Here is a 22,497-nt window from a genome sequence, read left to right on the forward strand (position 1 = left end):
GTTCTGAAGAAATGACATGGCGGCTCATTGATTTTTAGCGAGCTGGCTGCTGCCTACACGACGAAGACCGATATAGGTCGGCGATTGCCTGCTCTGAAGACGGGGAACATTGCAGGCAAGGAGCATTCTGCTCGTCGCATTTGGCGCTGCAATGCTAAAGAAGCCAGACATGTCTAAGAAAATAATTAATGATCACCAGAATTGCATAATTTTAGTTAAATAATTCAAATACTTGGTAAGTAACCAAGAAATTGTATATTTCATGAGTATTTGCAAATCATCAGTAGCCGCTTGGCGGTAATGAAGTGCACCTGCTTGCATTATACCATATAAAACGACAATATTGTCATTGCTATACAATCTGTAATTGTCATAATTGCGTGGAAAGGCCAACAAACTGCAACCGTCGCCTACATTGGCGCGCGTGTCATGGCCGATGAACCAGGCCACCTTGGCGGCGATGACGCACAACAACGCCCACGTGACGGATTTTCCATATCTCAGCCGGCGCGTTTCCTGACCGCCGCGATGAGGTTGCCGTCGCCGCGGATTTACGACCCGGCAGCTGAAAGCCCGAGCATTTTCGTTATCATAGGACGCCCGCCAATCTCTTCCTGCAGCCGTCACGCGAAACCCATAAAGCTCGCCACTTGCAGGATCAAGAGGGTCGCTGCTACGAAAATCTGTGCTCCTTGCCGGTCAGCGGCGTGGCGAACAAAGCCTCGCCAATCTGGATCGGCCGATCGCCGTCGGTGCGTGCAACAAGCGATGTCAGTTCGGCGACGTCCAGATGGACGACCGTGTCCGCGCCGAGCCGTTCGATATGGCGCACACGCCCTTGCCATTTTCCTTCCGTCGCCGAAAGCGTGATATGTTCCGGCCGGATTCCGTAGGTCGTGCATCCTTCCATGGCGGCGACCTCGCCTTCAAACAGGTTCATCTTCGGCGATCCGATGAAGCCCGCGACGAAAGGCGTGGCCGGGTCGTGATAAAGGCTCATCGGCGTTCCGATCTGTTCGATCCGGCCACCGTTGAGCACGACGATCTTGTCTGCCATCGTCATTGCCTCGACCTGATCATGGGTGACATAGATCATCGTGGCTCCAAGTTTGGCATGGAGTTCGGTCAGTTCCATCCGCATCTGCGATCGCAAGGATGCGTCGAGATTGGAGAGAGGTTCGTCAAACAGGAAAACCTTTGGATTGCGAATAATTGCCCGGCCGATCGCGACACGTTGCCGTTGACCGCCGGAGAGCGCCTTCGGCTTCCGATCCAGCAGATGCGAGAGCTGGAGAATATCGGCAGTCTGCCGAACCTTTTCCTGAATCTCAGCCTTCGGGCGCCTGGCGAGCGAAAGGCCGAAGCCGATGTTCTCGCTGACCGTCAGATGCGGATAGAGCGCGTAGGATTGAAAAACCATCGCGATGCCGCGCGCCGAAGGCTCGGCGTCCGTTACGTCCTTGCCGTCGATGGAAATCCTGCCCGAAGTCGAGGTTTCCAATCCCGCGATCATGCGCAGAAGAGTGGACTTTCCACAGCCGGATGGGCCGACGAAGACGCAGAATTCCCCGGCTTCAACGGTCAGATCGACACCATTCATCACAGTCAAACTGCCGAAGTCCTTGCGGATGTTCTGAAGAACGACACTTGCCATGGTTCATCCTTTCACTGCGCCGGCCGTCATGCCCGCCACGATCTGCCTGTTGAAGAACACGAAGACGATGAGCGGCGGGATCGTCACCAATAGAATATTCATGAACAGAAGATTGTACTGCGTCTGAAACTGCCCCTGAAAATTGTAGAGCGTCAGCTGCACCGTTACGTTTTCCCTGCCAGGCAGGTAATAGAGAGGGTTCGTGAAGTCGTTGAAGATGGCGATCGACTGCACAACGATGATGGTCACGGTCACGGGCTTCAGCAATGGCAGCACGACGCGAAAGAAGATCTGCAGCGGTTTTGCTCCATCGATGATTGCTGCTTCGTCAAGATCGCGCGGAATTGTCGCGATGAAGCTACGAAACATGAGGACGGTAAAAGCAAGACCATAGGCAACTTGAATAAGTATCATTCCCGATATGGATTTGAACAGGCCGATCGACTGCAGAACCCAGATGGTCGGTACAACGGCAGGCGGGATCATGAGGCCGGCAAGAACGCAACCATATATAATTCTATTCCAGCCGGATGGGCGGCGTTGCAAAATATAACCGACCATGGCACCAAGCAGAACAAGCAGCGAAACGGCGGCAACAGTGATGATGGTTGAATTGAAATATGCCAACAGAAGCATGTAATTGCGCGTTTGGATAACCTCGATGAAATTCTGCACCAGCTGCCATTCCTGAGGCAGAGTGAAGGTCAATGACGCCGCTTCCTGTTTTGTCTTGGCAGCAGTTATGAAGATGAACAGGAAGGGCAAGACGAATATCAAGCCGCAGGCAGTCAGAGATGCAATGCCGATATAAAGTTGACGGCGGGTCAAAGGTCCACCTCCCTACGGTTAAACCAGGCCGTTATCGGTAGAATGATCGCGCCGATGAGGATGAACAGGATGACATTTCCTGCTGTCGACAGACCGTAGAATCCAGCCTGATACTGCTTGTAGATGACGCTTGCCAGCACATCCGAGGAGAAGCTCGGGCCACCGCGCGTCATCGCCCAGATCAGGTCGAAGCTGCGCAATCCACCGATCAGCGACAGGGTCACGACGGTAATCGTTGCCGGTTTCACCAGCGGAACGGTGACGCGGAAAAACATCTGGCGACGCGTTGCACCATCGATCCTGGCGGCTTCATAATAATCGGGGCTGATCGAGGCGAGACCGGCGATATAGATGACGGTTGCCAGACCGATGCCCTTCCAGAGATCGACAAAGACTATCGAATAGAGCGCCAGTGCCGGGTCTGTCAGCCAGCCGGGTCCGTGGATGCCAATGGCAGCGAGCGTGACGTTGATCAGGCCGCGGGTCGGATGCATGAATACGGAAAACGTGATGCCGACACCGATCGTCGACACCAGAACCGGAAAGAAGATCACGGTGCGCAACAGGCCCTGCGCCCAGATGCCTGAGGTCAAAAGGACTGCCAGCAGCAGACCCAGGATCGTCTTCGTAGCGGAGGTCATCACCGCATAGATGATCGTGTTGACCAGACCCTGGATCAGAAATGGTTCCCGGAAGAACTGGCGATAGTTGTCCAGGCCGATAAACTGGGTGGTCAAGAGATCCCAGCGTGTCAGGCTGAACCAGAAGGAGGCGGCAGTCGGCACCAGAAAGAGAACCGTGAATATCACGGCTGCCGGCAGAACGAACCAATAGGGATAGGGTGATTTGCGTGTGGCCATGGAGCTACCTTGGACCCCCACCCGGACCGATGCCGGGCGGGGGATCGGCTGGGAGGTTACCAGTTGGGCAGCCCAAGTTGCTTGGCCTGCTTTTCGACATCCTGATCATAGAGAGCCGCGGCGTCCTTGGCGGAGCGGATTCCTGTCCCGACCTCGACGGTGATCTGCTCGAGGGCCGGCCCCTTGATCGGCGACAGGAATTCCAATGCCGGAGTTGCGTGCCCTTCCGTCTCGAAATATGGCAGCATGTCGGAGACGACCGGTGGAATGTCCTTCGGCAACTCGCATCCCCTCACGAGATAGGGGCCTGAGGGAACGGCCTTTGCCATCAGCTCGCAGGCCTCCTTGGAGCCGACCCAGTCGACGAATTTCTTGGCCTCTTCGACATGCTCCGATTTCGCGGAGACATAGAGTGCGGCGGGCATCCAGACGGTCAGGCCATTCTTGGCGGCATCTGTTCCAGGAAGCGCAAAGAAACCGAGATCTTTCAGATTGTCGGGAAAGTTCTGCTGTATGTTTCCGATGCCGAAAGTGAGATTTGGATAGTGAGCGGCTTCGCCGGTGGCGACCATGCGCATGCCGTCGTCAAAGCTCGCCGCGCCGAAATCGGCGTTGAAAAATCCGTCCTTGGCGACCTCTTCCAGATGTTCGAACCCTCGCAAGGCAGCGGGTGTATTGGCGTATTTCTGCTTGTTGGCGGTATAGTTGGCGGCAAAATCGGGGATCTCGGCCTGAACGTTGTGAAAATCGGCAAGCACGAAAAGCTGAGATGTCCAGGTCGTGCCGTAGGTCTGGGCGATCGCCACCTTGCCGGCCGCCTTGATCTTCTGATTGTTGGCCATGAATTCTGCCCAGGTCTTGGGTGGCGCAAGGCCGAGCTCGGCATAGATCTTGCGGTTATAGAAGATGCCGCCACCCATGGCCGGGCCGAATGGGATGCCACGAACATGGCCGTCGGGGCTCGTGACGACCTTCTTGAAACTGTCGAGAATTCCAGCTTCCGAAGAAAGATCATTCAGATCAGCCATCGTCTGCTCCGGCTTCAGGGCCTGAAACAGCGATCCGGCATTATATTGAAAAACATCGGCCATTTCGCCTGTCGCAAGACGAGTCTTGATGATGTTGTCGCCTTCCGATCCACCGGCGCGCTGTTCAACATCGAAGCTCACATCCGGATGCTTTTCCATATAGGCCTTGGAGACGGCATCGAATGACGCGATGGATTCGGGGTTGGTGTCAATCAGGACGCTGAGCGTCACGTCGGCATGCGCGACGCCCGTTGCCAGCGACATTGAAATTGCGGCAAGGACGCACTTCATCATTCTCATAGTCATTTCCTCCTCCTGAAGACCGGAATGAATTGAGCTGCCTGCTTGCGGGATAAGGGGCCGCAAGCCTTCGTATCAGATGACAAAGGTGATCGTGTGTTCCCCCTTACCCAGTTTGAGTTCCCTGCCTGGTTCGATCTCGGCGCCATCCACCCTCAGCGACTGTCGATCCTGTCTTGCCTCCAGGCGGGCCGTTATGCCTTCCGGCAGCGACAGACGGCATGCGACGGTTTCTCCCTTCACCGTCCAGCCCGTCTCGATGCGTCCGAACCGTGTGTCATGCCAGGCTGAAACCGGCGACAATGCCGACAGGATGGTCGGATCGAATGAGATTTCTTCGAAGCCCGGAGCTTCCTCCAGCGGCTTGATCCCGGCGACATCCTCGAAAAGCCATTGGCATACGGCGCCATAGGCATAGTGATTGTAGCTGTTCATGTCAGGATCGTAGATCGTGCCGTCTTCAGCAAGCGCATCCCATCGCTCCCATATCGACGTCGCGCCTTGATCAACCTGGTATAGCCAGCCTGGAACCTTGCGATTGAGAAACATCTTTTCGGCAAGGTCATGCATTCCGAGCCGCGTGAGAGCCGGAAGCAGCGCGGGGGTCCCTATGAAACCCGTGCCAATGACGCCGTCGGTTTCTTCGGACACGCGCCGGAAATAGGCGCGGGCGGCCTTCTCATGCTCCGGCGGAACAAGGCCATATAGGAAGGCCAGCGCCCATGATGTCTGATCATTGTGGGCGATGCGGCCGGATGGCGTAAAGAACTCGGTCTTGAAGGCGTCCCGGATCTCCTCTTTCCGGATTTCCAGACGTTCAGCCTCCCGATCTTCGCCGAGAATGCGGGCGATCTTTGCTGCCAGCTGCGTCGAAATGAAATGATAGAGGGTTGCCGCGCAGTCATCAGCCACTGTCGGGCGTGGCTTGCGATTGTCACCAACGGGCTGCAGCCAATCGCCGAAAGTAAAGCCGGGCGCTCCCCAGACGGCTGGCGGGCGGATAATCGGCCCGTTCGAAATGCTCCACAAATAGTCGAGCCAGCGCAGCATGGCCGGGAAGCACTCCTTGAGCACGGCGGCATCGCCATAATGGAGGTAAAGCTGCCAGGGGATGATGACGATGGCATCTCCCCAGCCGGTCGAGCCCGCCCAGTCGCCACGACCGTCGATCGGATGAAGGCGTGTCGGGTCCGGCGAGAAATGCGAGACTGCCCCATCGGCGCGTTGGTCGTGCATGACATCGCGGAGGAATTTCCTGAGGAAGGATTGGCTGTCCGCCAGCCAGCAGGCCGTCCCGGCGAAGACCTGCGCATCACCGGTCCAGCCCAGTCGTTCATCGCGCTGCGGGCAGTCTGTCGGCACCTCGATGAAATTGGAGCGCTGAGACCAGATGGTGTTTTCGACCAGGCGATTGACTGCGGCGACGCCGCAATTGAAACCGCCGGCGCCCACGGGGACGGACGATATCGGAACCATGACGATGCTGACCAGTTCCGCCCGGCCGGTGATGCTCAGACGCGCATATCGGAAGCCCATGAAGGTGAAGAGCGGCGCGTAGACCTCTTCTCCTTCTCCGGCGAGCGTATAGATCAGCTCGGCGCGTGCGCTGCGATAGTTGCGATTGTCGAAAAATCGCCCAGGGCCGAGCACTTCCGAATGTTCGATGCGAAGCTTGGCGCCTTTCTCGCCTTTCACACGGATGCGGATATAGGCGCCGGCATTCTGGCCGAAATCATAGACGTTGCTGCCGCCATCCTCGATCCAGCTGTCGATCGGTGCGTGCTCGGGGAGTTCCATGACGGGGTTCGTCTCGTGCGGAACGAGCAATCCCCTGTTAAAGGCCAAAAGCTCGACGCCATGGCTGTCGCGCGGCGCAATGCAAGCGTCATAATCCTCTCCATAATAAATGCCGTTGCGACTGACCGGCGTGAAACCGCTCTTCCAGCTGTCGTCGGTCTTCAAGAGCAGCCGGTCGTCGCCATTCAGCTCTGCAATCGCCGCCACCCGTTCGCCCCAGCAATTGAAGACCGGGTTAAGCGCCCACATCAGCTGGCTGCGGTACCATCCGTCCCCGAGCCAGATCTCGATGCGGTTCTCGCCAATGCGCAGATGCTCGGTAACGTCATAGGTCTGGTATGCGATCCGATCGTCATAACAGGTCCAGCCCGGCGTGAGCAGATCGTCGCCCACGCGCCTGCCGTTGATGAAGGCACGATAGAGCCCCAGCGCGGAAATGCGCAGCGTCGCTTCGGTTGGCAATTTTTCCAGCGTGAATTGCCGGGAGACGAATGTTCCCGCGGTTCCCTGACCGGCATCGCAAGCGGGCGCGATCATCGATGCAACAAATTGGAACGCGGAATCAACATGGGTCTTGGCCACGGCGGCGCCGTGGTCTGAGCGAATTGTCATTGCATGCCTCCTCAGCCGCCTGTCCTCCGGCGGGATACGATTTTGTGTATCGTTCTATGTATATCATTCTACACAATCGATTGCGGCGCAAGAGTTTTGTGCCTATAATTTGCCTGGATCGGGGATTGAGACAGTTTATGACGAAAAATCAGATCGTTAACGCGACGCAGGAAAGGGTGACCATCCGGCATGTGGCAGAAGATGCCGGCGTGTCTGTAGCGGCGGTGTCGAAGGTCTTGCGCAACGCTTATGGCGTTAGTGACAACCTGAGAGGCAGGGTCGAAGCCTCGATCGAAAAGCTTCACTATCGCCCATCGGTTGCCGCGCGAGCGATGCGTGGACGGACGCAGACCGTTGGTGTTCTGGTGATCGAACTGTCGAACCCGTTCCTTCCGGGCGTTATCGAAGAGGCCAATGCCGCGCTGTCGGAAAATGGCTTCAAGGCATTGATCGGCATTGGCCGCTCGGCAAGCTCGATCGAAGCGTCAATGATCGAATCGATGATCGATAACCGGATGGATGGCGTCGTCATCATTGCCCCGCGCATATCCGGCAAGGTTTTGGAGCGCTATGCTCGGCAGATTCCGATTGTCGTCATCGCGCATCACGAGCCGCATGCCGAGACTTATGACACCGTCAATTCGGACGATCGACGGGGTGGATATCTGGCCGTCGAGGCGGCCCTGCGCGCCGGCTATCAGGATATCGCCATGCTCAGCTACGATCTCTTGGATTCGCCGGCGACTATCGTCGCCGTGCAGCGCGAGGAGGGCTACCTCGACGCCATGAAGCAGGCCGGGCTCAAGGGGCGTATTATCCGGCTACCACCTGTTGCCGTCGACCGCCAGCAGGCGATCCGGAATTTTCTCGATGCGAAGGACCGTCCTCGTGCGGTTTTCGTGTGGTCCGATCTCGATGCCGTACCCTTGATCAATGCAGCGCGGACGAGTGCAATTCGGGTGCCTGAAGATTTTGCGATCATCGGCTATGACAATTCTCCGATGGCCGCCATACCGCTTGTCGGTCTGACGAGCGTCGATCAAAATCAGATGCAGCTCGGGCGGACGGCTGTGGAGGTTCTACTCAGCAGGATTGATGGCCGGCGTGACGCGAGGCATCTGTTGATCGAACCCCACGTGGAATTGCGTGGCAGCACTTGATGCGCGATCCGGACGAATGGGAAGAAGGACGGGCTCTCTCCATGTCCGGCTCTCTTGTTTCAGCGCGGGCACAGCCGGATTTTTGTTCCGACTGGATGGCTAGGTGATGTTTGCAAAGGCAGACCGGCAACATGCCGTACCGGCAATCGAGCCGAAGATTTTCTCTTGAGTCCAATTGCCGGTTTGTCTGACGGTCTTGGCCGGCACCGCTTACTGTTCCTGGCCTTTATCAACCAAAGGCAGCCACGGAGGATTTGATATTGATGCTGCCGTCGTGGCTTCGGCGCATTTGCCGGCCTGACCCCGGAACGATATCGAAGGACGAATGCCGAGTGGACCAATCACGTCCCCGAGCCAAACATGTCAATTTTCTTCTACATCGTTTTTTCGGCTCCTTATTGTCATCCCGTGTTGCCTACACTAATGATTATAGATCGGCAGATATCGGCGATCCCTCCGCTGCATTGCTCTTGGCCGGCAGCTTCTTGCGGACCGCAAACAACAGGAGAAGCTGATATTGGAGCTCTCGTCATTTCAGAGCGATATCTATGCAATGGCACGCCATATCTCGAGACCTCGCAGTCACCCGCACCGTTGGGCACGTCCAGGTCGCCGCACATCACAGGCCCTATACCTATGGGCCCTAATCGTTGCAGCAGGCATGTTGCCTTGTCCCCAAAGCTTTGCCGCCGTCCCTGCTCTTTGCGCCGGGGCGTCGGATCAGACAGCTAAGACCCTCTGCGCCGCCGATAAGCTGAAGACTGCGGAAAGCGCCCTGGATCAGGCCTATGTAGCTCTCGACGCCAGGCTCGAACCACTTGGCAAGCGCAATCTGAAGCTTGCGCAAGAGGCATGGCTCAAATTTCGTGACCTCGAATGCAACCTGGAAACTGGAAGCGATCCGGATCGCCTCGGCCGAGAGGGCACGATCATGTCGATGCTGCTCGGCGAGTGCGCGACCGCACTCACCGAGCAGCGGACCCGCGATCTGACCGAGCAGCTCAAGTGCCCAGGCGGCGATCTGTCCTGTAAACCGTGATCGCGACAGCCGGATCATCACCGAGACGGTTTCGGGCAGCAACGCCTCGGCTTTTCCCGGCTAATGGACAAGCTGGAGTCCGAGGACATTTTGATCGTGACCAAGCTCGGTCGGCTCGGCCGAGACGCCATCGATGTCAGTACAACCGTCAAGGCTCTCGTCGAAACGGGGGTAAGGGTCTACGTCTGGCGCTCGGCGGCGCCGATCTCACCAGCTCGTCCGGCACGATGATCATGCAAGTGCTTAATGCGGTAGCTCAGTTCGAGCGAGATTTGCTGATCGAGCGAAGCCAATCCGGCCTCAGGCGCGCAAAATCAGAAGGTAGGACGCTCGGCCGGCCGTCGAAACTCAGCCAAGAACAGAAACAGGATGTGCGCGATGATCTCGCGAAGGGCATCAACGTTTCTGTGATAGCCAGGAAATTCGCGACCAGTCGACAAACTGTTATGTGGGTCCGAGACGAGAGCTCACGGTCTGCCCCAGCTTAGCGTACGCGGCCTTTATCAACCAAAGACAGCCACGGCGGATTTGATATTGATGCCGCCGTCGTGGCTTCGGCGTCTTTTCCGTATTTGCCTGCCGCTTGCGGCCTCGCCCCCGATGGCGGCCCATCAGGCTGCTTTCTTGGCCTTCCACCAAGATAGAAATGGTCAACTTCCACCGTGCTATCGAGCATGTGCTCGCGCTACCATGAGGCGCAGCGCATGACCGATCCGCCAGGCGGTCGGTTGGCTCACCCCGAGTGTCTCGGCGAGACGGATCGAGGACAAGCCTTTGTCCAATTGCAGCAACAGCCACATCGCCTTAAGCCATGTGCGCAAGGGAAGTTTCGTGGCATGCAGAGGTGTGTGCGTTGTCACCGTGAACTGGAAACGGCAATCACTGCTGGAGCATTGATAGAGACCCGGACGCGCACGGTGCTTGCGTACGTCCCGGCCAGCTATCGCGATCGAGTGTTTGTAACCACAGGCCGGGCAGATCCTACCATTCGGCCACACCATGCCCTCCAGCAAACGACGGCAATGCTCTTCGTCTCGGAATGCAGCAATCATGTCTTCAGCTGTTCGAAGATTGGAAAGCGTTGCCACTATCATTTCAGACATAATCGTCACCTCCGGAGTGGACCGAAGAATCGCACCGAATATCCTATATTAAAAGGAATTTACTGTCTTTGGTTGATAAAGGCCCTGTTCGTTCTTTCAGAACTTATAGCTTGCGCCAACGAGAACCTTGTTCTGAGTGGCGCCGAAGTCCCCGATCGCCGATCCGAAATCCTTGTTTCCGAAATCGGAATAACGGTATTCGCCGCGAACGATCACATTATCCGTGAGGGCGTGCTCGATGCCGCCGCCGGCCGTCCAGCCGATCAGAATATCGTCCTTTTTCCCGACGCCAGAAACGTCAACCTTGCCGCCGGCAGCAGCGACACCGGCTGTCGCGAAGAGCAGCGTCCGGTCCAGGGCGTAACCGACGCGAGCGCGGCCCGACGCGTCCCATTCGAGATCTGCTTCCTTCTTGTCCTTGAAATTGTAGTTGAAGTCGTTTTCGATGCCATAAACGATATTGCCGGATTGGAAATTATATCCGGCATGAACGCCGGCCGTGCCGTTGTCGAGATTGCGGTCGGCGCCCAGAACGGTTCCTTTGTTCCAAACGTAGCCACCCTGCCCACCGAGATAGAAGCCGGACCAGTCATAGGCTGAAGATCCCTGTTCGGCGACCGGCGCGGAATGCTCGTAGGTGAGATCGGCGGCGAGAGCCGGGACGGCCAGGAATGACGCCAGGGCGCCGACGACGAAAAGCTTGATATGCATAATGGCAGTGCCTCATGTGTTTGCACCAACGGAAAGGCGTTCGCGTGTCGCATCGGCCCGGCTCATAGGGTGACTATGCCGTCTGCAAGATTGCTGTGTGTGCTTTCATGTTCAGTTTTGTTGCAGCGGCAAAAAGCACCGCGAGAGTGCCAGGAAGCACAAGATCAGCCGGTTGCGGGATCTGAAAGCGATGCTGTGCGTGGGCCGCGTCCAAAGCCGCAGGATTTCGTAGGAAACGTCCAACCAAAATGGGCTTATGCGGTCCGCGGGTCTTCGGCCGCCTCCAAGCACAGATTTGGCCGCGAAGCGAGGAAGTCGATGAAGGTTCGAACCTTCGCAGAAAGGTATTTCCTGCTGGGATAGACCGCATGCAATGTGGCGTCGAATGTCACGGCTTTCGGCAGCACCATCTCCAATCGGCCGTCGGCGATATCGCTTTGCGTCATCCACATCGGCAGGAAAACCAGCCCCATGCCCTCAAGTGCTGCCAGATGCAGCATGATCTCGTTTTCGCTTTGCATGACGGGACGGAAGTTCACGGTCTGGGTGCCGTCCTGCCCGGCGACGGCTATGCTGCCGTTCGCATTCATGCCGCTATAGGCAAGCAGCGAGTGACCATTGAGATCAGCCAACTCCCTCGGACAGCCTGTGCGTGATAGATAGGCCGGTGATCCGACGAGATGAAAAGCGACGCGCATCAACGGTCGGGCGATGAGATTGGGATCGAGCCGCTCGGGGGAGGTTGCCCGCAGGGCGAGGTCGAAGCCCTCATCAACAAGATTGACGATCCGGCCGCTGAGATCCATGTCGAAGCGCACGTCGGGATAGCGCTGGTGGTATTCGGCAATCACCCGGGCGATGAGCGCATTCGCTGCCCATACCGGAGCACTGAGCCGCAAGGTTCCACGCGGCATGACGGTTACGTTGCTGACGGCCGCCTCCACCTCGTCCAGTCCATCGAGCATCTGCCGGGCCTGATTGAAATAGAGCAGGCCGCTTTCCGTCATGCTGACATGCCGGCTGGTTCGGTTCAGCAGCCTGGTTCCCAGCCGGTTTTCAAGATGCATGACATGTTTGCTTGCCATTGCCGGTGAGAGGCCAAGCCGATCCGCAGCGGCCGTGAAGCTCTTAAATTCCGCCACCGCGCAAAAGACCCGCAAGCTCGTCAACGTATCCATGGATCATCAACTCATAGGAAATGTTTCTTCAATGTAAGCAGCATTGATCAATAAATGAGAAAAGTTAGTTTGGCCAGATCACACGGGCCTAGCTCATCATCCATTCCGGTCTCGAGTTTGATGGTGAGTGCCCCGCTACAAGGATGAAACATGTGAACAAGCATCGTCTTCCGACCTTCTTCATCAGTCACGGCGGCGGCCCCTGGCCTTACATGAGCGGCGAATTCCGCAATAATTTCGACAAGCTCGAACAGTCTCTGATCGAGATGCGTGCGGAACTGGGAAATACGGTCCGCGCGATCCTGGTTGTCTCCGGCCATTGGGAGGAACAGGGTTTTTCCATATCGTCGGGCGCCCATCCCGGAATGGTCTACGACTATCATGGTTTTCCGGAGTATCTCTATCATATCAAATATGGCGCTCCGGGCGAACCCGAGCTTGCCAAGCGGGTACAGGCTCTGCTGCATGCGCGCGGGATCGAGGCGGGGCTCGATCCGACCCGCGGCTTCGACCACGGGACCTTCAGCATTCTGAAGCCGCTTTATCCGGAAGAAAGCATTCCGGTCGTTCAGCTGTCTCTGGATGCCGGCTACGATCCGGCATTGCATCTCGAGGTCGGGCGCGCGCTCGCGCCGCTGCGCGACGAGGGCGTACTGATTATCGGAAGCGGTCTCAGCTACCACAATCTTCCAGCGATGCGCGGGAAGGAGGGCTACGAACCATCCCGCCAGTTCGATGCCTGGCTCCAGCAGACGCTGATCCATTCATCTCCCTACGATCGCGCAAAGCTCTTGCTGGAATGGGAGCAGGCCCCGTCAGCCCGGGCAGCACATCCGCGCGAGGATCATCTCATTCCGCTGATGGTGGCCGTTGGTGCGGCACGAGACGAGCCCGGCGCCGTCACCTACCATCAGACTGACTTCGCCGGTGGGCTCACTGCATCCAGCTTCCGCTTCGGCGACGCACCTGTGCCGGCAGCAGTCGGTGGAGACGCGAAATGAGCGAGCTGACGAAGCCGGCTATCTACGTCAGAAGGAGTTGCCCGTTCTGTCTCAAAGTGAAGCTGTTCTTGCTGGAGGCCGGCTTGATGGACGCGGTTGCAATTCACGAATTCGAGCCGGGATCGCAGCAGGAGGATGACATACGTGCCGAGCTTGCCAAAAAGCTCGACACCGTAAGTTTTCCCGCCGCCCAGCTCGAGCCGGGTCGTTATCTGACCGAATCCGACGCCATCATCGCGCTTCTTGCCGCCAGAGCAGGTCGCGATCCGGCCGACATGCCTGTGCTCGCCAGTTATGTCGAAGGCGCACTCAAGCCAATGATGGCGCTCTGGAAGGAAAATTTCGAACTCAAAGCCACTGCCGCTTGATGATCTCGGCGGCCATTCAGGAGAAATATCATGTTGAATACCACGAAATGGACCCCTCACGTTCTTGCGATCCTGCGGATCGTGACCGCATTGCTTTTCCTCGAACATGCGACCATGAAGTTCTTCCAGTTCCCGGCAGCAATTCCGGGCGTAACCTACCCGCTGCCGGCCATCATGCTTGCCGCCGGCGCAATCGAGATCGTCACCGGATTGTTGATAACCGTTGGCCTCTTCACGCGTATCGCCGCCTTCATCGCCTCCGGCGAAATGGCAGCCGCTTACTGGATGGCGCATGCCCCGCAAGGTTTCTGGCCGGCACTCAACATGGGTGAGGCAGCGATCATGTTCTGCTTCATCTTCCTCTTCATCGCCTTTGCCGGCGCCGGCAGCTGGGCCTTGGATAATGTTCTTCGTCCGTCTTCGAAGCAGATATCGCTGACTGAACGCGCGTAAGGCAAACGCGCTCTCGTCCTGCGACGAGAGCGCGTCGCTTGGGTTGAACCTAACAGCCGGCGCAGCCGTAGCTGCCAACGGGAGTGGGCCTCAGTCCCACAGCAGGGCTGAATCGTGTGACATCAACAGAAAACCTTTGGAGACGACTGATGAAGGCTGCGCTTCTCAAATCCTACGGTGATACGGATCAATTTGAGATCGGGGATATTCCGACGCCGAAGCCGGGTACAGGCGAGGTACTGATCAAGATCGAAGTATCCGCGGTCAATCCATTCGATCTCATCTTGCGTCAGGGTTTCATGGCGCAATACATACCGCTTTCGCTGCCGGCAGTACTGGGTGGAGATGCCGCCGGCACGATATCGGAAATTGGAGAAGGCGTTACAGGTTTTGTGATTGGCGACCGGGTCGTTGCCGATTTCCCGGCAAATGGCAAAGGCGCCCATGCCGAGTTTGGTGTCGTTCCCGCCACTTCGGTTGCCAAGCTGCCGGCCGCACTGAGTTTTGAGGAAGGGGCCGCATTGATAAAGGCCGGTCTGACCGGACGCCAGACAGTGGAGGCCCTCGGGATTGGCGCGGGCGATCGCGTATTGATCTCGGGCGGCTTGGGCTCCGTCGGCCGGGCGGCAATCCAATATATGAAGCAGCTCGGCGCCGAACCGGTGGCGGGTGTTCGGCCGGAGCGACTGGATGAAGCCCGTCAACTTACCGGGGAGACGTTGGATATTACGGTTGCGGCACAGAAGCCCACCTTTCGATACGCCATTAGCGCTGCGGCTCCCGTGGCCGGAAACCTGATCGGACATGTTGTTGACAATGGGCAAGTCGCGAGCATCGTTCCGGTGCCTGATAGCGCCAAGAACAATCGCGTCACCATCCACGAGCTCTACCATCAAACGGATGCTTCCACCCTCGATGCGGTACTCGATGCTGCGGCCCAGGGTTTGCTCGTCATACCCGTATCGCATTCATTCGAGCTGAGGGAGATCGGTGCGGCGCACAGCGTGATCGCTGCCGGTGCCCAAGGCAAAGTCGTATTAAGGCATTGAATGTAATGAACCTCGTCGCTCCGGTTTATCCGGAGCTCGGATACTAGGCCGATTCCCGCAGCATGAGGTCGGCGGATAATAGAAATCGCGCAGTCGAGGTTGCATCGATTTTATCTTCGTTCTCATCGTTGTCGCCGAGCATGCTGAGAAGCATGTCAACAGCCCGCCTGCCGATTTCGCTGACATTCTGCGCGACCGTAGTGATCGGCGGACACGCGTATCTCGACAGGGGATGATCGTCATGTCCGGCAATGCGGATGTCGGACGTCGCGCCATGTCCAACTTTAAGACCCATCTTGTAGGCAGCCGCGATCGCGCCAAACGCAATTCGGTCGTTTGCGCAAAGAATGGTTTTCGTCGGCAATCGTTTCAGGTCGGTGAGCCGCATCATCTCGTCGAAGCCGAATCTTTCGAAATCCCAAGTACGGATTTTTGCCGAAGGCAGGATCCGTGGTGTCAAACCGAACCGCGTCATTGCGTTGACATATGCAGCTTCGCGCGTACGGGCGTTCGTGTTCACGTCGGGCATCCCGAGATAGCTCGGTGGCTCACCCGACCGGCATAGATAATCGACGATCAGCCCAAAGCTTTGCTGGTTATCGGTACCGACAAAAGCGGAAGTGTCATCCAACGGTGAATCCACGTAAACGAGCGGAACGCTTCTGCCATATTCCGCCAGGGTTTGCTGGTGGGATTCCACCCCGAGCGGCGCGATGATCGCGCCGGCCACGTTCAATGATTTGAGGGTGCGGATCGCCCTGTCCTCAAGGTCGGACTGCCCGTCCGTCGACAAGACAAGTGGGAAAAACCCCGCTTCTGTCGCCAGCGCTTCAATCCTTCGGGTGAGCGCCATATAAAACTGGTCGATCGAATTTGGAATGACGATCCCGACGATATTGGTCCGGCGCCGATTGAGGTTGACGGCAAAGAGGTTTGGCCGGAATCCTGATTTCTTGAGCGCAACTTCGATAGTCTCGCGCGTTTTCTTTCGGACTGAACTCGGATCGTTGAAGTATTTGGACACCGTGGGGCGAGAAAGGCCGACGAACTCCGAGAAATCCTCCATTGTCTTGATCGGTTTCGGCACGACTTTGTCTCCAGACTCTATAGAAAAGTCTCTATCCGACTCTTTCTCGAGGGAAAAGAGAGTTCCTCCCCATGGGAGGAACCGAGATTATTCCGCGACAAATTGCACCTTCATCGTGGGCGCGCCGCCTTTTTGGGTGAAGAAGGGCAGTACCTCCTTGAGCGGAAGCCGATGCGAGATCAGGCGGGCCATTGTACCCTTGTCCTTACGAAGCAAATCAAGGGCGGCAGGCAGATTCTGATTCAACGAGTGCGAGCCTGCAATCGTCAACTGACGCCGGAAGATGTCGAAGGGGGATATAGGGACCCGGACGCCAGGAGCGCAGACGCCGAACACCAGGATCGCACCGCCGTCCTGTGCAAATTCCGGCATGCTCTCCACGACTGTCGGAACACCCGTCGCATCGGCAACAAGATCGAAAGATCGTTTACGGCCCTGGAGTTCCGGGGATGCGGGATGCATGGCATCCAATCCCAACTCCCGGGCAAAGCTCAGGCGGCTTTCATCGATATCGGCAACGACGACATCGCTGACGCCCTGCGCCCTGATCGAGAGGGCAAGCAGCAGCCCGATCGGGCCGCCGCCGAATACCAGAGCGTTTTCCGCCCGCCATATCCCGGTCGTCAGGCCGATATTGCCAAGTCCGTTGAGAACACAGGCGAGCGGCTCGGCCAAAGCCGCGACATCGTATGAAAGATCGCCGATATCGTGCAGGTGCGACACCCTGACGATGCTGTATTCGGCAAAGCCACCATCTTGGGTGACGCCATAGGCCTTCAGCTCCTTGCAAAGATTTGTCAGTCCCTTGCGGCACAGATTGCAGGTGCCACAAGGCAGGTTGGGATCGACGGCGACCCTTGCGCCCGGCCGCAAACCGGTCACGTCTTCAGCGACCGCCTCGACCAAACCGGTATATTCATGGCCGGGAACGAGGGGGAAGCGCCCCTCGCCATAGCGGCCATGCAGGACGTCGATATCCGTATGGCAGAGGCCTGCGGCCTTCACGCGGATGAGGGCATGGCCTGGCGCCAGCGCGGGTAACGGCATATCGGCCAGCCCTGAAACGCCCTTTTCAGTGAAACATATCGCTTTCATTTGAGATCACTCAGCTCATCCAGTTGCCGCCATCGACATTGTAGGTCTGCGCGAGAATGTAATCGCTGTCCGAAGACGCCAGGAAGACTGCGAGGCCCTTGATATCGTCAGGCGTTGCGAACCTTCCAATCGGAACGGACTTGGCAACGGCAGCCTTCTTCTCGCCCGGCTTCAAGCCTTCCCATTTGGCGAAGTGGGCATCGACGATATCCCAGTGCTCGCCATCGACCACGCCGGGCGCGATGGCGTTTACGTTGATCCCGTACTTCACCAAGCCCAGAGCCGCCGATTGCGTTGCCGAAATGATGGCTGCCTTGGACGCGCAATAGAGCAGCACGAGTGCTTCCCCACGACGGCCGGCCTGGCTTGCCATGTTGATGATCTTGCCGCCGCGACCGCGGGCAATCATGACGTTGGAAACGGCCTTCATCATGAAGAGGGGACCCTTCAGATTGATCGAAAACACCTTCTCATAGCTGGCTTCGGTGATCTCGTTGATCGGAGCCATGTCGAAGATGGCGGCGTTGTTCACCAGAATATCGATGCCGCCATAGGCCTGGTCGATCTCCTTGACGACAGCGTCGATGGCCGAGAGATCGGTGACATCGAGTTTCATTGCCGTTGCATTCGACCCAAGCTCTCTGGCCGCTTCGGAAGCCCGGTCGATATTGACATCGACGATGATGACTTTCGCGCCTTCCTTGATGAAGGCTTCGGCAAAACCAAGCCCGATGCCGCGCGCGCCGCCGGTGATGAGTGCGATCTTGTCTTTCAGTTTCATGATAGTCCTCGCTGACAGAGGTTGCGCCTAATGCGCAACATTGGTGATGCTACGGTTGGCTTCGAACCTGTGCAGCGCGATGCCGTTTTCATTGAAAAGATGACTGTCTGACGCATTGAATGTCAGAGAGACTGTCTCATGCAGGCGATGGCTGTCGGCTCCATCCGTCTCTACGATGAGCAATCGTCCGGGGGCGATCTGCACATAGACATAGGTATGGCCGCCAAGCCGTTCGACGACCATGATCTCTCCTGAGATAAGCCCCTCGCTAGCGATGCGGAGATGCTCCGGTCTGATGCCGAGCGTCATTGTTGCGCCGGAGCTGATGGCGCCGGAAGTTGGGACCTCCAAATCTGCGCCACCCGGCAATAACACCGAGATGCCGGATGCACTGGCGCCAGATACCGTGACGGGAAGGAAATTCATGGCTGGCGAGCCAATGAAGCTCGCGACGAACTGGTTCACCGGATTATGGTAGAGTTCCATCGGCGCGCCCACCTGCTCGATGCGGCCGTCGCGCAGAACCACGATCTTGTCGGCAAGTGTCATGGCCTCGACCTGATCGTGGGTGACGTAGATCATCGTTGCACCAAGCTGGTCGTGGAGACGTGCCAACTCTATGCGCATCTGCACGCGCAGGGCGGCGTCCAGGTTGGAAAGCGGTTCGTCGAACAGGAAGATGCGCGGCGAACGAACCATCGCGCGCCCGATAGCGACGCGCTGGCGTTGCCCGCCGGAGAGTTGCTTCGGCTTGCGATCCAGCAGATGCCCGAGCTGCAAGAGGCCTGCGACCTCGTTGATCTTGGTATCCCGTTCGCCTTGCGAGACGCCGGCAAGCTTCAGCGCGAACCCCATATTGTCCTTGACTGACATGTGGGGATAAAGCGCATAGGTCTGGAACACCATTGCCAGGCCACGTTGGTCAGGCGGAATGTCGTTGGCATGATCGCCGTCGATGATCAGGTCGCCGCTGCTGATATCCTCGAGCCCGGCGATCATGCGCAGCAGCGTCGATTTCCCGCAGCCCGACGGACCGACAAACACCACGAATTCCCGATCGCTGATATCGAGATCGACGCCTTTGATGACGTTGACCGCGCCAAAGGTCTTTTTCACTTCCTTGAGACTGAGAGTAGCCATATGCGTTTCCTATTTGACGGCGCCGAAGGTCAGACCGCGCACGAGCTGGCGCTGTGTCATCCAGCCGAAGACGAGGATGGGTGTGATGGCGAGCGTCGAAGCCGCCGAGAGCTTCGCCCAGAAAAGTCCCTCGGGCGAAGAAAATGATGCGATGAACGCAGTGAGCGGACCTGCCTTGGAAGCGGTGAGGTTCAGGCTCCAGAAGGCTTCGTTCCAGCACAAAATCGTAGAGAGAAGTGCAGTGGATGCGATCCCTGGAAGCGTCAGGGGAAGGAGCAGGTACCAGATCTGCTCGAAGGTGCTGGCACCATCCATGCGACTGGCTTCGAGGATTTCATGCGGGACATCCTTGAAGAAGGAGTAGAGCATCCAGACCACGATCGGGAGGTTCGACAACGTAAAGACGATAACGATAGCTGTTCGCGTATCCAGAAGTCCGCTGTCGCGACACAATAGATAGATGGGAACCAATACCCCGACGGCGGGAAGCATCTTCGTCGAGAGCATCCACATCAGGAGATCTTTGGTTCTCTTGCCCGGAAAGAAAGCAGCCGCATAGGCAGCAGGAATGCCTATTGCGAGGCATAATATAGTCGAGCCGATACTCTCGACGACACTGTTCAGTGCATATTGGACGTAATTGGCACGGGCATTGACATCGACGAAGTTTTCCAGCGTCGGCGTAAAGAAAATCTTCGGAGGGGTCGCTACCGCATCAATCTCGGTTTTGAATGATGCCATGAGCATCCAGAGGATCGGAAAGAACATCAGCAGCGCTGCAGTCCATCCGCCGATTCCGCACCAGAGCTTCTGAGAATGAATGAGGTTGTTTCGCGTTGCCATTCTCGTCTCTCCTCAATTGTCCAGATTGCGGGCGACGGTGCGGATCAGGAATGCCGCGACGATATTTGCGAGGATGATCGCGAAAACGCCCCCGGCCGATGCAGCTCCGACGTCCCACTGGAGAAGGGCCTTGTTATAGATGAAGTAGGTGAGCGTCGTGGTCGCCGTACCTGGCCCGCCCGTCGTCGTGACCTGGATTTCCGCGAATACTGCGAGCAGAAAGATGGTCTCGATCATGACGACGACGGAGATCGGTCGCAAAAGATGCGGCAGTATGATGTGACGGAACGTCGACCATCCTCTCGAACCGTCAAGCCGGGCGGCTTCCATCTGTTCGCGGTCGAGCGACTGCATGGCGGTCATCAGGATAAGGGTCGCGAACGGTATCCACTGCCAGGCAACGATGATGATGATGGAGGTCATCGGGATCTGCACGAACCAGTCGATCGGAGCCAGGCCGACGAGCTTGGCAAGATAGGCAAAGAGCCCATTGACCGGGTGCATCAGGAGGTTCTTCCAGATCAACGCAGTAACCGTCGGCATGACGAAGAACGGGGCGATGATCAACAGCCGCGCAACCCCGCGACCGGCGAACTCGACATCGAAGAGCAGCGCGAACACCACTCCGAAGCCGATGGATAGGGCAAGGACGGCGAAAAGAATGACGAGGGTCCTGAAGATCGCCGCCATAAGACCGTCGTCGGTCAGCAGATAGGAATAGTTGTCGAGACCGGCGAAACCTGCGCTCAATGGATCAAGCAGATTGTAATACTGCATCGAGAACCAGAGCGTCAGGGCGAGCGGAACGATCATCCAGGCCAGGAGAAGGCTGACTGCAGGCGCAAGAAGCGGGCCAGTCCTGATCGAGCGGCTGGAGTGCTTCTGTGTCCGCCGGATGAATTCACGCGAAATCGTTGTCATCGAAAACCTCTTCGCAGAGCCTCGGCCGCCTGATGGCGGCGATCGGACGGAGCGATTGGGAAGGGAAGCGAACCGGAGTTCCGGCAGCGGGCGCTGCCGGAACCCTCCGGGAGGAAGCCCGCGGTCGCGACACCGCGGGCGAAGCGGTTACCTCACTTGGGGTAGCCGGCTTTCTTCATCTCGCGCTCGACCTGCTTCTGGGCATTGTCGAGGGCTGCATCAACCGTTTGCTGGCCTGCAAGCGCCGACGCGATCTGCTGACCGACGATCGTTCCGATCCCCTGGAATTCCGGGATCGCGACGAACTGGACGCCCGTGTAGGGAACCGGATCCTTGGTCGGATGCGCCGGATCGGCAGAAAGGATGGCCTTCAGCACGGTGCCGGCAAAAGGAGCGGCCTTCTGGTACTCGGGCAGGTCATAGGTTGATTTGCGGGTGCCGGGCGGGACGGCAACCCAGCCCTCCTTCCCGCCGACCATCTTCACATATTGCTTGGAGGTGGCCCACTTGATGAAGGACTTGGCAGCCTCCTCCTTCGTGGAAGAGGTTGGAATTGCGAGGTTCCACGACCACGACCAGCTCGATCCGTTCGGGGTCACATTGACCGGAGCGCGCGTGAAGGCGATCTTGTCGGCCACCTGGCTCTGCTTGGGGTCGTAAACGCGGCCGGCTGCCGAGGTTGCGTCGATCCACATGGCGCAGTGACCGGTCGAGAACAGGGCCTGGTTCTCGTTGAAGCCGTTTGACGTCACGCCGGGAGGGCCGTCCTTCTTCATGAGATCGACGTAGTCGGTGATGGCCTTCTTCCACGGCTGGGAGTTGATCTGCGGTTTCCAGTCCATGTCGAACCAGCGGCCGCCATAGGTGTTGATCATGGTTCCGAGGAAAGCCATGTTCTCGCCCCAACCCGGCTTGCCGCGCAGGCAAAGGCCGTATTGCTCCTTGGACTTGTCGGTGAGCTTGTCCGCAAATTCCTTGATCTGATCGTAGGTCGGCTGGTCGGGCATCTTGAGGCCCGCAGCGTCGAACAGGTCCTTGCGGTAGAGGGTAAACGAGCTTTCGGTGTAGAACGGCACGGCGTAGAGCTTGCCGTCGACGGTCAGGCCGGATTTGATCGGCGCCAGCAGGTCGCCGTAGTCGTAGTCGTCGCCGAGATCGTCGATCGGCTGAAGCCAGCCCTTCTTGCCCCAGATCGGCGCTTCATAGCCGCCGATGGTCATGATGTCGTATTGGCCGCCCTTCGTCGCGATGTCCGTGGTCAGCTTCTGGCGGAGCACGTTTTCTTCGAGAACGACCCAGTTGAGCTTGTTGCCCGTCTCTTTTTCCCATTCGGGGGAAAGCTTTTGCATGATGATCATATCGCCGTTGTTGACGGTGGCGATGGTCAATTCCTCAGCCTGAGCCAAACCTGCAGCCAGTGAGCAGCCGGCGGCCGAAGACAGCATTACAGCAAGAATCCTCTTCATCGTCTCGCTCCTCCTTACGAGCG

At 57.6% G+C, this 22,497-nt stretch carries 21 protein-coding genes and 2 pseudogenes; 7 read left to right on the plus strand and 16 right to left on the minus strand.

Features of this window, described 5'->3' with window-relative positions; genetic code table 11:
• Window positions 1-192: 192 nt before the first annotated feature.
• The 6 genes from AC13Q5_RS31690 to AC13Q5_RS31715 all read right to left on the minus strand — a co-directional run bounded on the left by AC13Q5_RS31690 (window position 193) and on the right by AC13Q5_RS31715 (window position 7,079).
• The gene (locus AC13Q5_RS31690) at window positions 193-627 is read right to left on the minus strand and encodes a hypothetical protein (RefSeq protein WP_488504349.1); all 435 of its coding nucleotides are present in this window, start codon (window positions 625-627) and stop codon (window positions 193-195) included.
• A gap of 46 nt (window positions 628-673) precedes the next feature.
• The gene (locus AC13Q5_RS31695) at window positions 674-1,654 is read right to left on the minus strand and encodes an ABC transporter ATP-binding protein (protein ID WP_488504350.1); all 981 of its coding nucleotides are present in this window, start codon (window positions 1,652-1,654) and stop codon (window positions 674-676) included.
• Window positions 1,655-1,657: 3 nt separating this feature from the next.
• Complete coding sequence (locus AC13Q5_RS31700; protein WP_457882104.1) at window positions 1,658-2,482, minus strand: carbohydrate ABC transporter permease; 825 nt, start codon at window positions 2,480-2,482, stop codon at window positions 1,658-1,660.
• Window positions 2,479-3,342 carry a carbohydrate ABC transporter permease gene (locus AC13Q5_RS31705; protein ID WP_488504351.1) on the minus strand — a complete coding sequence of 288 codons (864 nt, stop codon included), beginning with the start codon at window positions 3,340-3,342 and terminating at the stop codon, window positions 2,479-2,481. The genes AC13Q5_RS31700 and AC13Q5_RS31705 overlap by 4 nt, the downstream gene beginning before the upstream one ends.
• 56 nt (window positions 3,343-3,398) lie before the next feature.
• Window positions 3,399-4,670 carry an ABC transporter substrate-binding protein gene (locus AC13Q5_RS31710; RefSeq protein WP_488504449.1) on the minus strand — a complete coding sequence of 424 codons (1,272 nt, stop codon included), beginning with the start codon at window positions 4,668-4,670 and terminating at the stop codon, window positions 3,399-3,401.
• Between the two features lie 75 nt (window positions 4,671-4,745).
• The gene (locus AC13Q5_RS31715; RefSeq protein WP_488504352.1) at window positions 4,746-7,079 is read right to left on the minus strand and encodes a family 78 glycoside hydrolase catalytic domain; all 2,334 of its coding nucleotides are present in this window, start codon (window positions 7,077-7,079) and stop codon (window positions 4,746-4,748) included.
• A 137-nt stretch (window positions 7,080-7,216) separates the two neighbouring features.
• On the opposite strand from AC13Q5_RS31715, the gene AC13Q5_RS31720 reads away from it, so the two are divergent.
• The 3 genes and pseudogenes from AC13Q5_RS31720 to AC13Q5_RS31730 form a co-directional block, all read left to right on the plus strand.
• Complete coding sequence (locus tag AC13Q5_RS31720) at window positions 7,217-8,239, plus strand: LacI family DNA-binding transcriptional regulator (protein WP_488504353.1); 1,023 nt, start codon at window positions 7,217-7,219, stop codon at window positions 8,237-8,239.
• Between the two features lie 661 nt (window positions 8,240-8,900).
• Window positions 8,901-9,278 carry a lysozyme inhibitor LprI family protein gene (locus AC13Q5_RS31725; RefSeq protein WP_488504354.1) on the plus strand — a complete coding sequence of 126 codons (378 nt, stop codon included), beginning with the start codon at window positions 8,901-8,903 and terminating at the stop codon, window positions 9,276-9,278.
• Window positions 9,279-9,288: 10 nt separating this feature from the next.
• Window positions 9,289-9,766: pseudogene (locus tag AC13Q5_RS31730) on the plus strand (recombinase family protein); the annotation flags it as partial.
• 67 nt (window positions 9,767-9,833) lie between these two features.
• On the opposite strand, the pseudogene AC13Q5_RS31735 reads toward AC13Q5_RS31730, so the two are convergent.
• The 3 genes and pseudogenes from AC13Q5_RS31735 to AC13Q5_RS31745 form a co-directional block, all read right to left on the minus strand.
• Window positions 9,834-10,381: pseudogene (locus AC13Q5_RS31735) on the minus strand (IS1595 family transposase); the annotation flags it as partial.
• Window positions 10,382-10,477: 96 nt separating this feature from the next.
• Window positions 10,478-11,092, minus strand: a complete 615-nt coding sequence (locus tag AC13Q5_RS31740; RefSeq protein ID WP_075854934.1) for an outer membrane protein — start codon at window positions 11,090-11,092, stop codon at window positions 10,478-10,480.
• 254 nt (window positions 11,093-11,346) lie between these two features.
• Entirely contained in the window at window positions 11,347-12,270 is a 924-nt protein-coding gene (locus AC13Q5_RS31745; RefSeq protein WP_488504355.1) for a LysR family transcriptional regulator, read from the minus strand.
• Between the two features lie 152 nt (window positions 12,271-12,422).
• Between AC13Q5_RS31745 and AC13Q5_RS31750 the strand changes: the two genes are divergently transcribed.
• The 4 genes from AC13Q5_RS31750 (at window position 12,423) to AC13Q5_RS31765 (ending at window position 15,141) form a co-directional block, all read left to right on the plus strand.
• Window positions 12,423-13,271 (plus strand): DODA-type extradiol aromatic ring-opening family dioxygenase, encoded by an 849-nt coding sequence (locus tag AC13Q5_RS31750; RefSeq protein ID WP_488504356.1) that lies wholly within the window; start codon window positions 12,423-12,425, stop codon window positions 13,269-13,271.
• Window positions 13,268-13,639: a glutathione S-transferase N-terminal domain-containing protein gene (locus AC13Q5_RS31755; protein WP_488504357.1), complete on the plus strand. Its 372-nt coding sequence runs from the start codon at window positions 13,268-13,270 to the stop codon at window positions 13,637-13,639. Before AC13Q5_RS31750 ends, AC13Q5_RS31755 begins: the two co-directional genes overlap by 4 nt.
• Before the next feature lie 30 nt (window positions 13,640-13,669).
• The gene (locus AC13Q5_RS31760; RefSeq protein ID WP_457882112.1) at window positions 13,670-14,092 is read left to right on the plus strand and encodes a DoxX family protein; all 423 of its coding nucleotides are present in this window, start codon (window positions 13,670-13,672) and stop codon (window positions 14,090-14,092) included.
• Window positions 14,093-14,241: 149 nt separating this feature from the next.
• Entirely contained in the window at window positions 14,242-15,141 is a 900-nt protein-coding gene (locus AC13Q5_RS31765) for an NADP-dependent oxidoreductase (RefSeq protein ID WP_488504358.1), read from the plus strand.
• 43 nt (window positions 15,142-15,184) lie between these two features.
• On the opposite strand, the gene AC13Q5_RS31770 is transcribed toward AC13Q5_RS31765, so the two are convergent.
• The 7 genes from AC13Q5_RS31770 to AC13Q5_RS31800 all read right to left on the minus strand — a co-directional run bounded on the left by AC13Q5_RS31770 (window position 15,185) and on the right by AC13Q5_RS31800 (window position 22,474).
• A complete protein-coding gene (locus AC13Q5_RS31770) occupies window positions 15,185-16,207 on the minus strand; it encodes a LacI family DNA-binding transcriptional regulator (protein WP_075855113.1) in 1,023 nt (340 codons plus the stop codon).
• Window positions 16,208-16,315: 108 nt separating this feature from the next.
• Window positions 16,316-17,323, minus strand: a complete 1,008-nt coding sequence (locus AC13Q5_RS31775; RefSeq protein ID WP_488504359.1) for a zinc-dependent alcohol dehydrogenase family protein — start codon at window positions 17,321-17,323, stop codon at window positions 16,316-16,318.
• 10 nt (window positions 17,324-17,333) lie between these two features.
• A complete protein-coding gene (locus AC13Q5_RS31780) occupies window positions 17,334-18,104 on the minus strand; it encodes an L-iditol 2-dehydrogenase (RefSeq protein WP_457882115.1) in 771 nt (256 codons plus the stop codon).
• Window positions 18,105-18,131: 27 nt separating this feature from the next.
• Window positions 18,132-19,244, minus strand: a complete 1,113-nt coding sequence (locus AC13Q5_RS31785) for an ABC transporter ATP-binding protein (protein WP_488504360.1) — start codon at window positions 19,242-19,244, stop codon at window positions 18,132-18,134.
• A gap of 9 nt (window positions 19,245-19,253) precedes the next feature.
• Window positions 19,254-20,087 (minus strand): carbohydrate ABC transporter permease, encoded by an 834-nt coding sequence (locus AC13Q5_RS31790; RefSeq protein WP_488504361.1) that lies wholly within the window; start codon window positions 20,085-20,087, stop codon window positions 19,254-19,256.
• A 12-nt stretch (window positions 20,088-20,099) separates the two neighbouring features.
• Window positions 20,100-21,008 (minus strand): carbohydrate ABC transporter permease, encoded by a 909-nt coding sequence (locus tag AC13Q5_RS31795; RefSeq protein WP_488504362.1) that lies wholly within the window; start codon window positions 21,006-21,008, stop codon window positions 20,100-20,102.
• 152 nt (window positions 21,009-21,160) lie between these two features.
• Window positions 21,161-22,474, minus strand: a complete 1,314-nt coding sequence (locus AC13Q5_RS31800) for an ABC transporter substrate-binding protein (RefSeq protein ID WP_488504363.1) — start codon at window positions 22,472-22,474, stop codon at window positions 21,161-21,163.
• Window positions 22,475-22,497 lie beyond the last annotated feature (23 nt).

The sequence above is a fragment of the Martinezella sp. CNPSo 3964 genome (assembly GCF_057784375.1).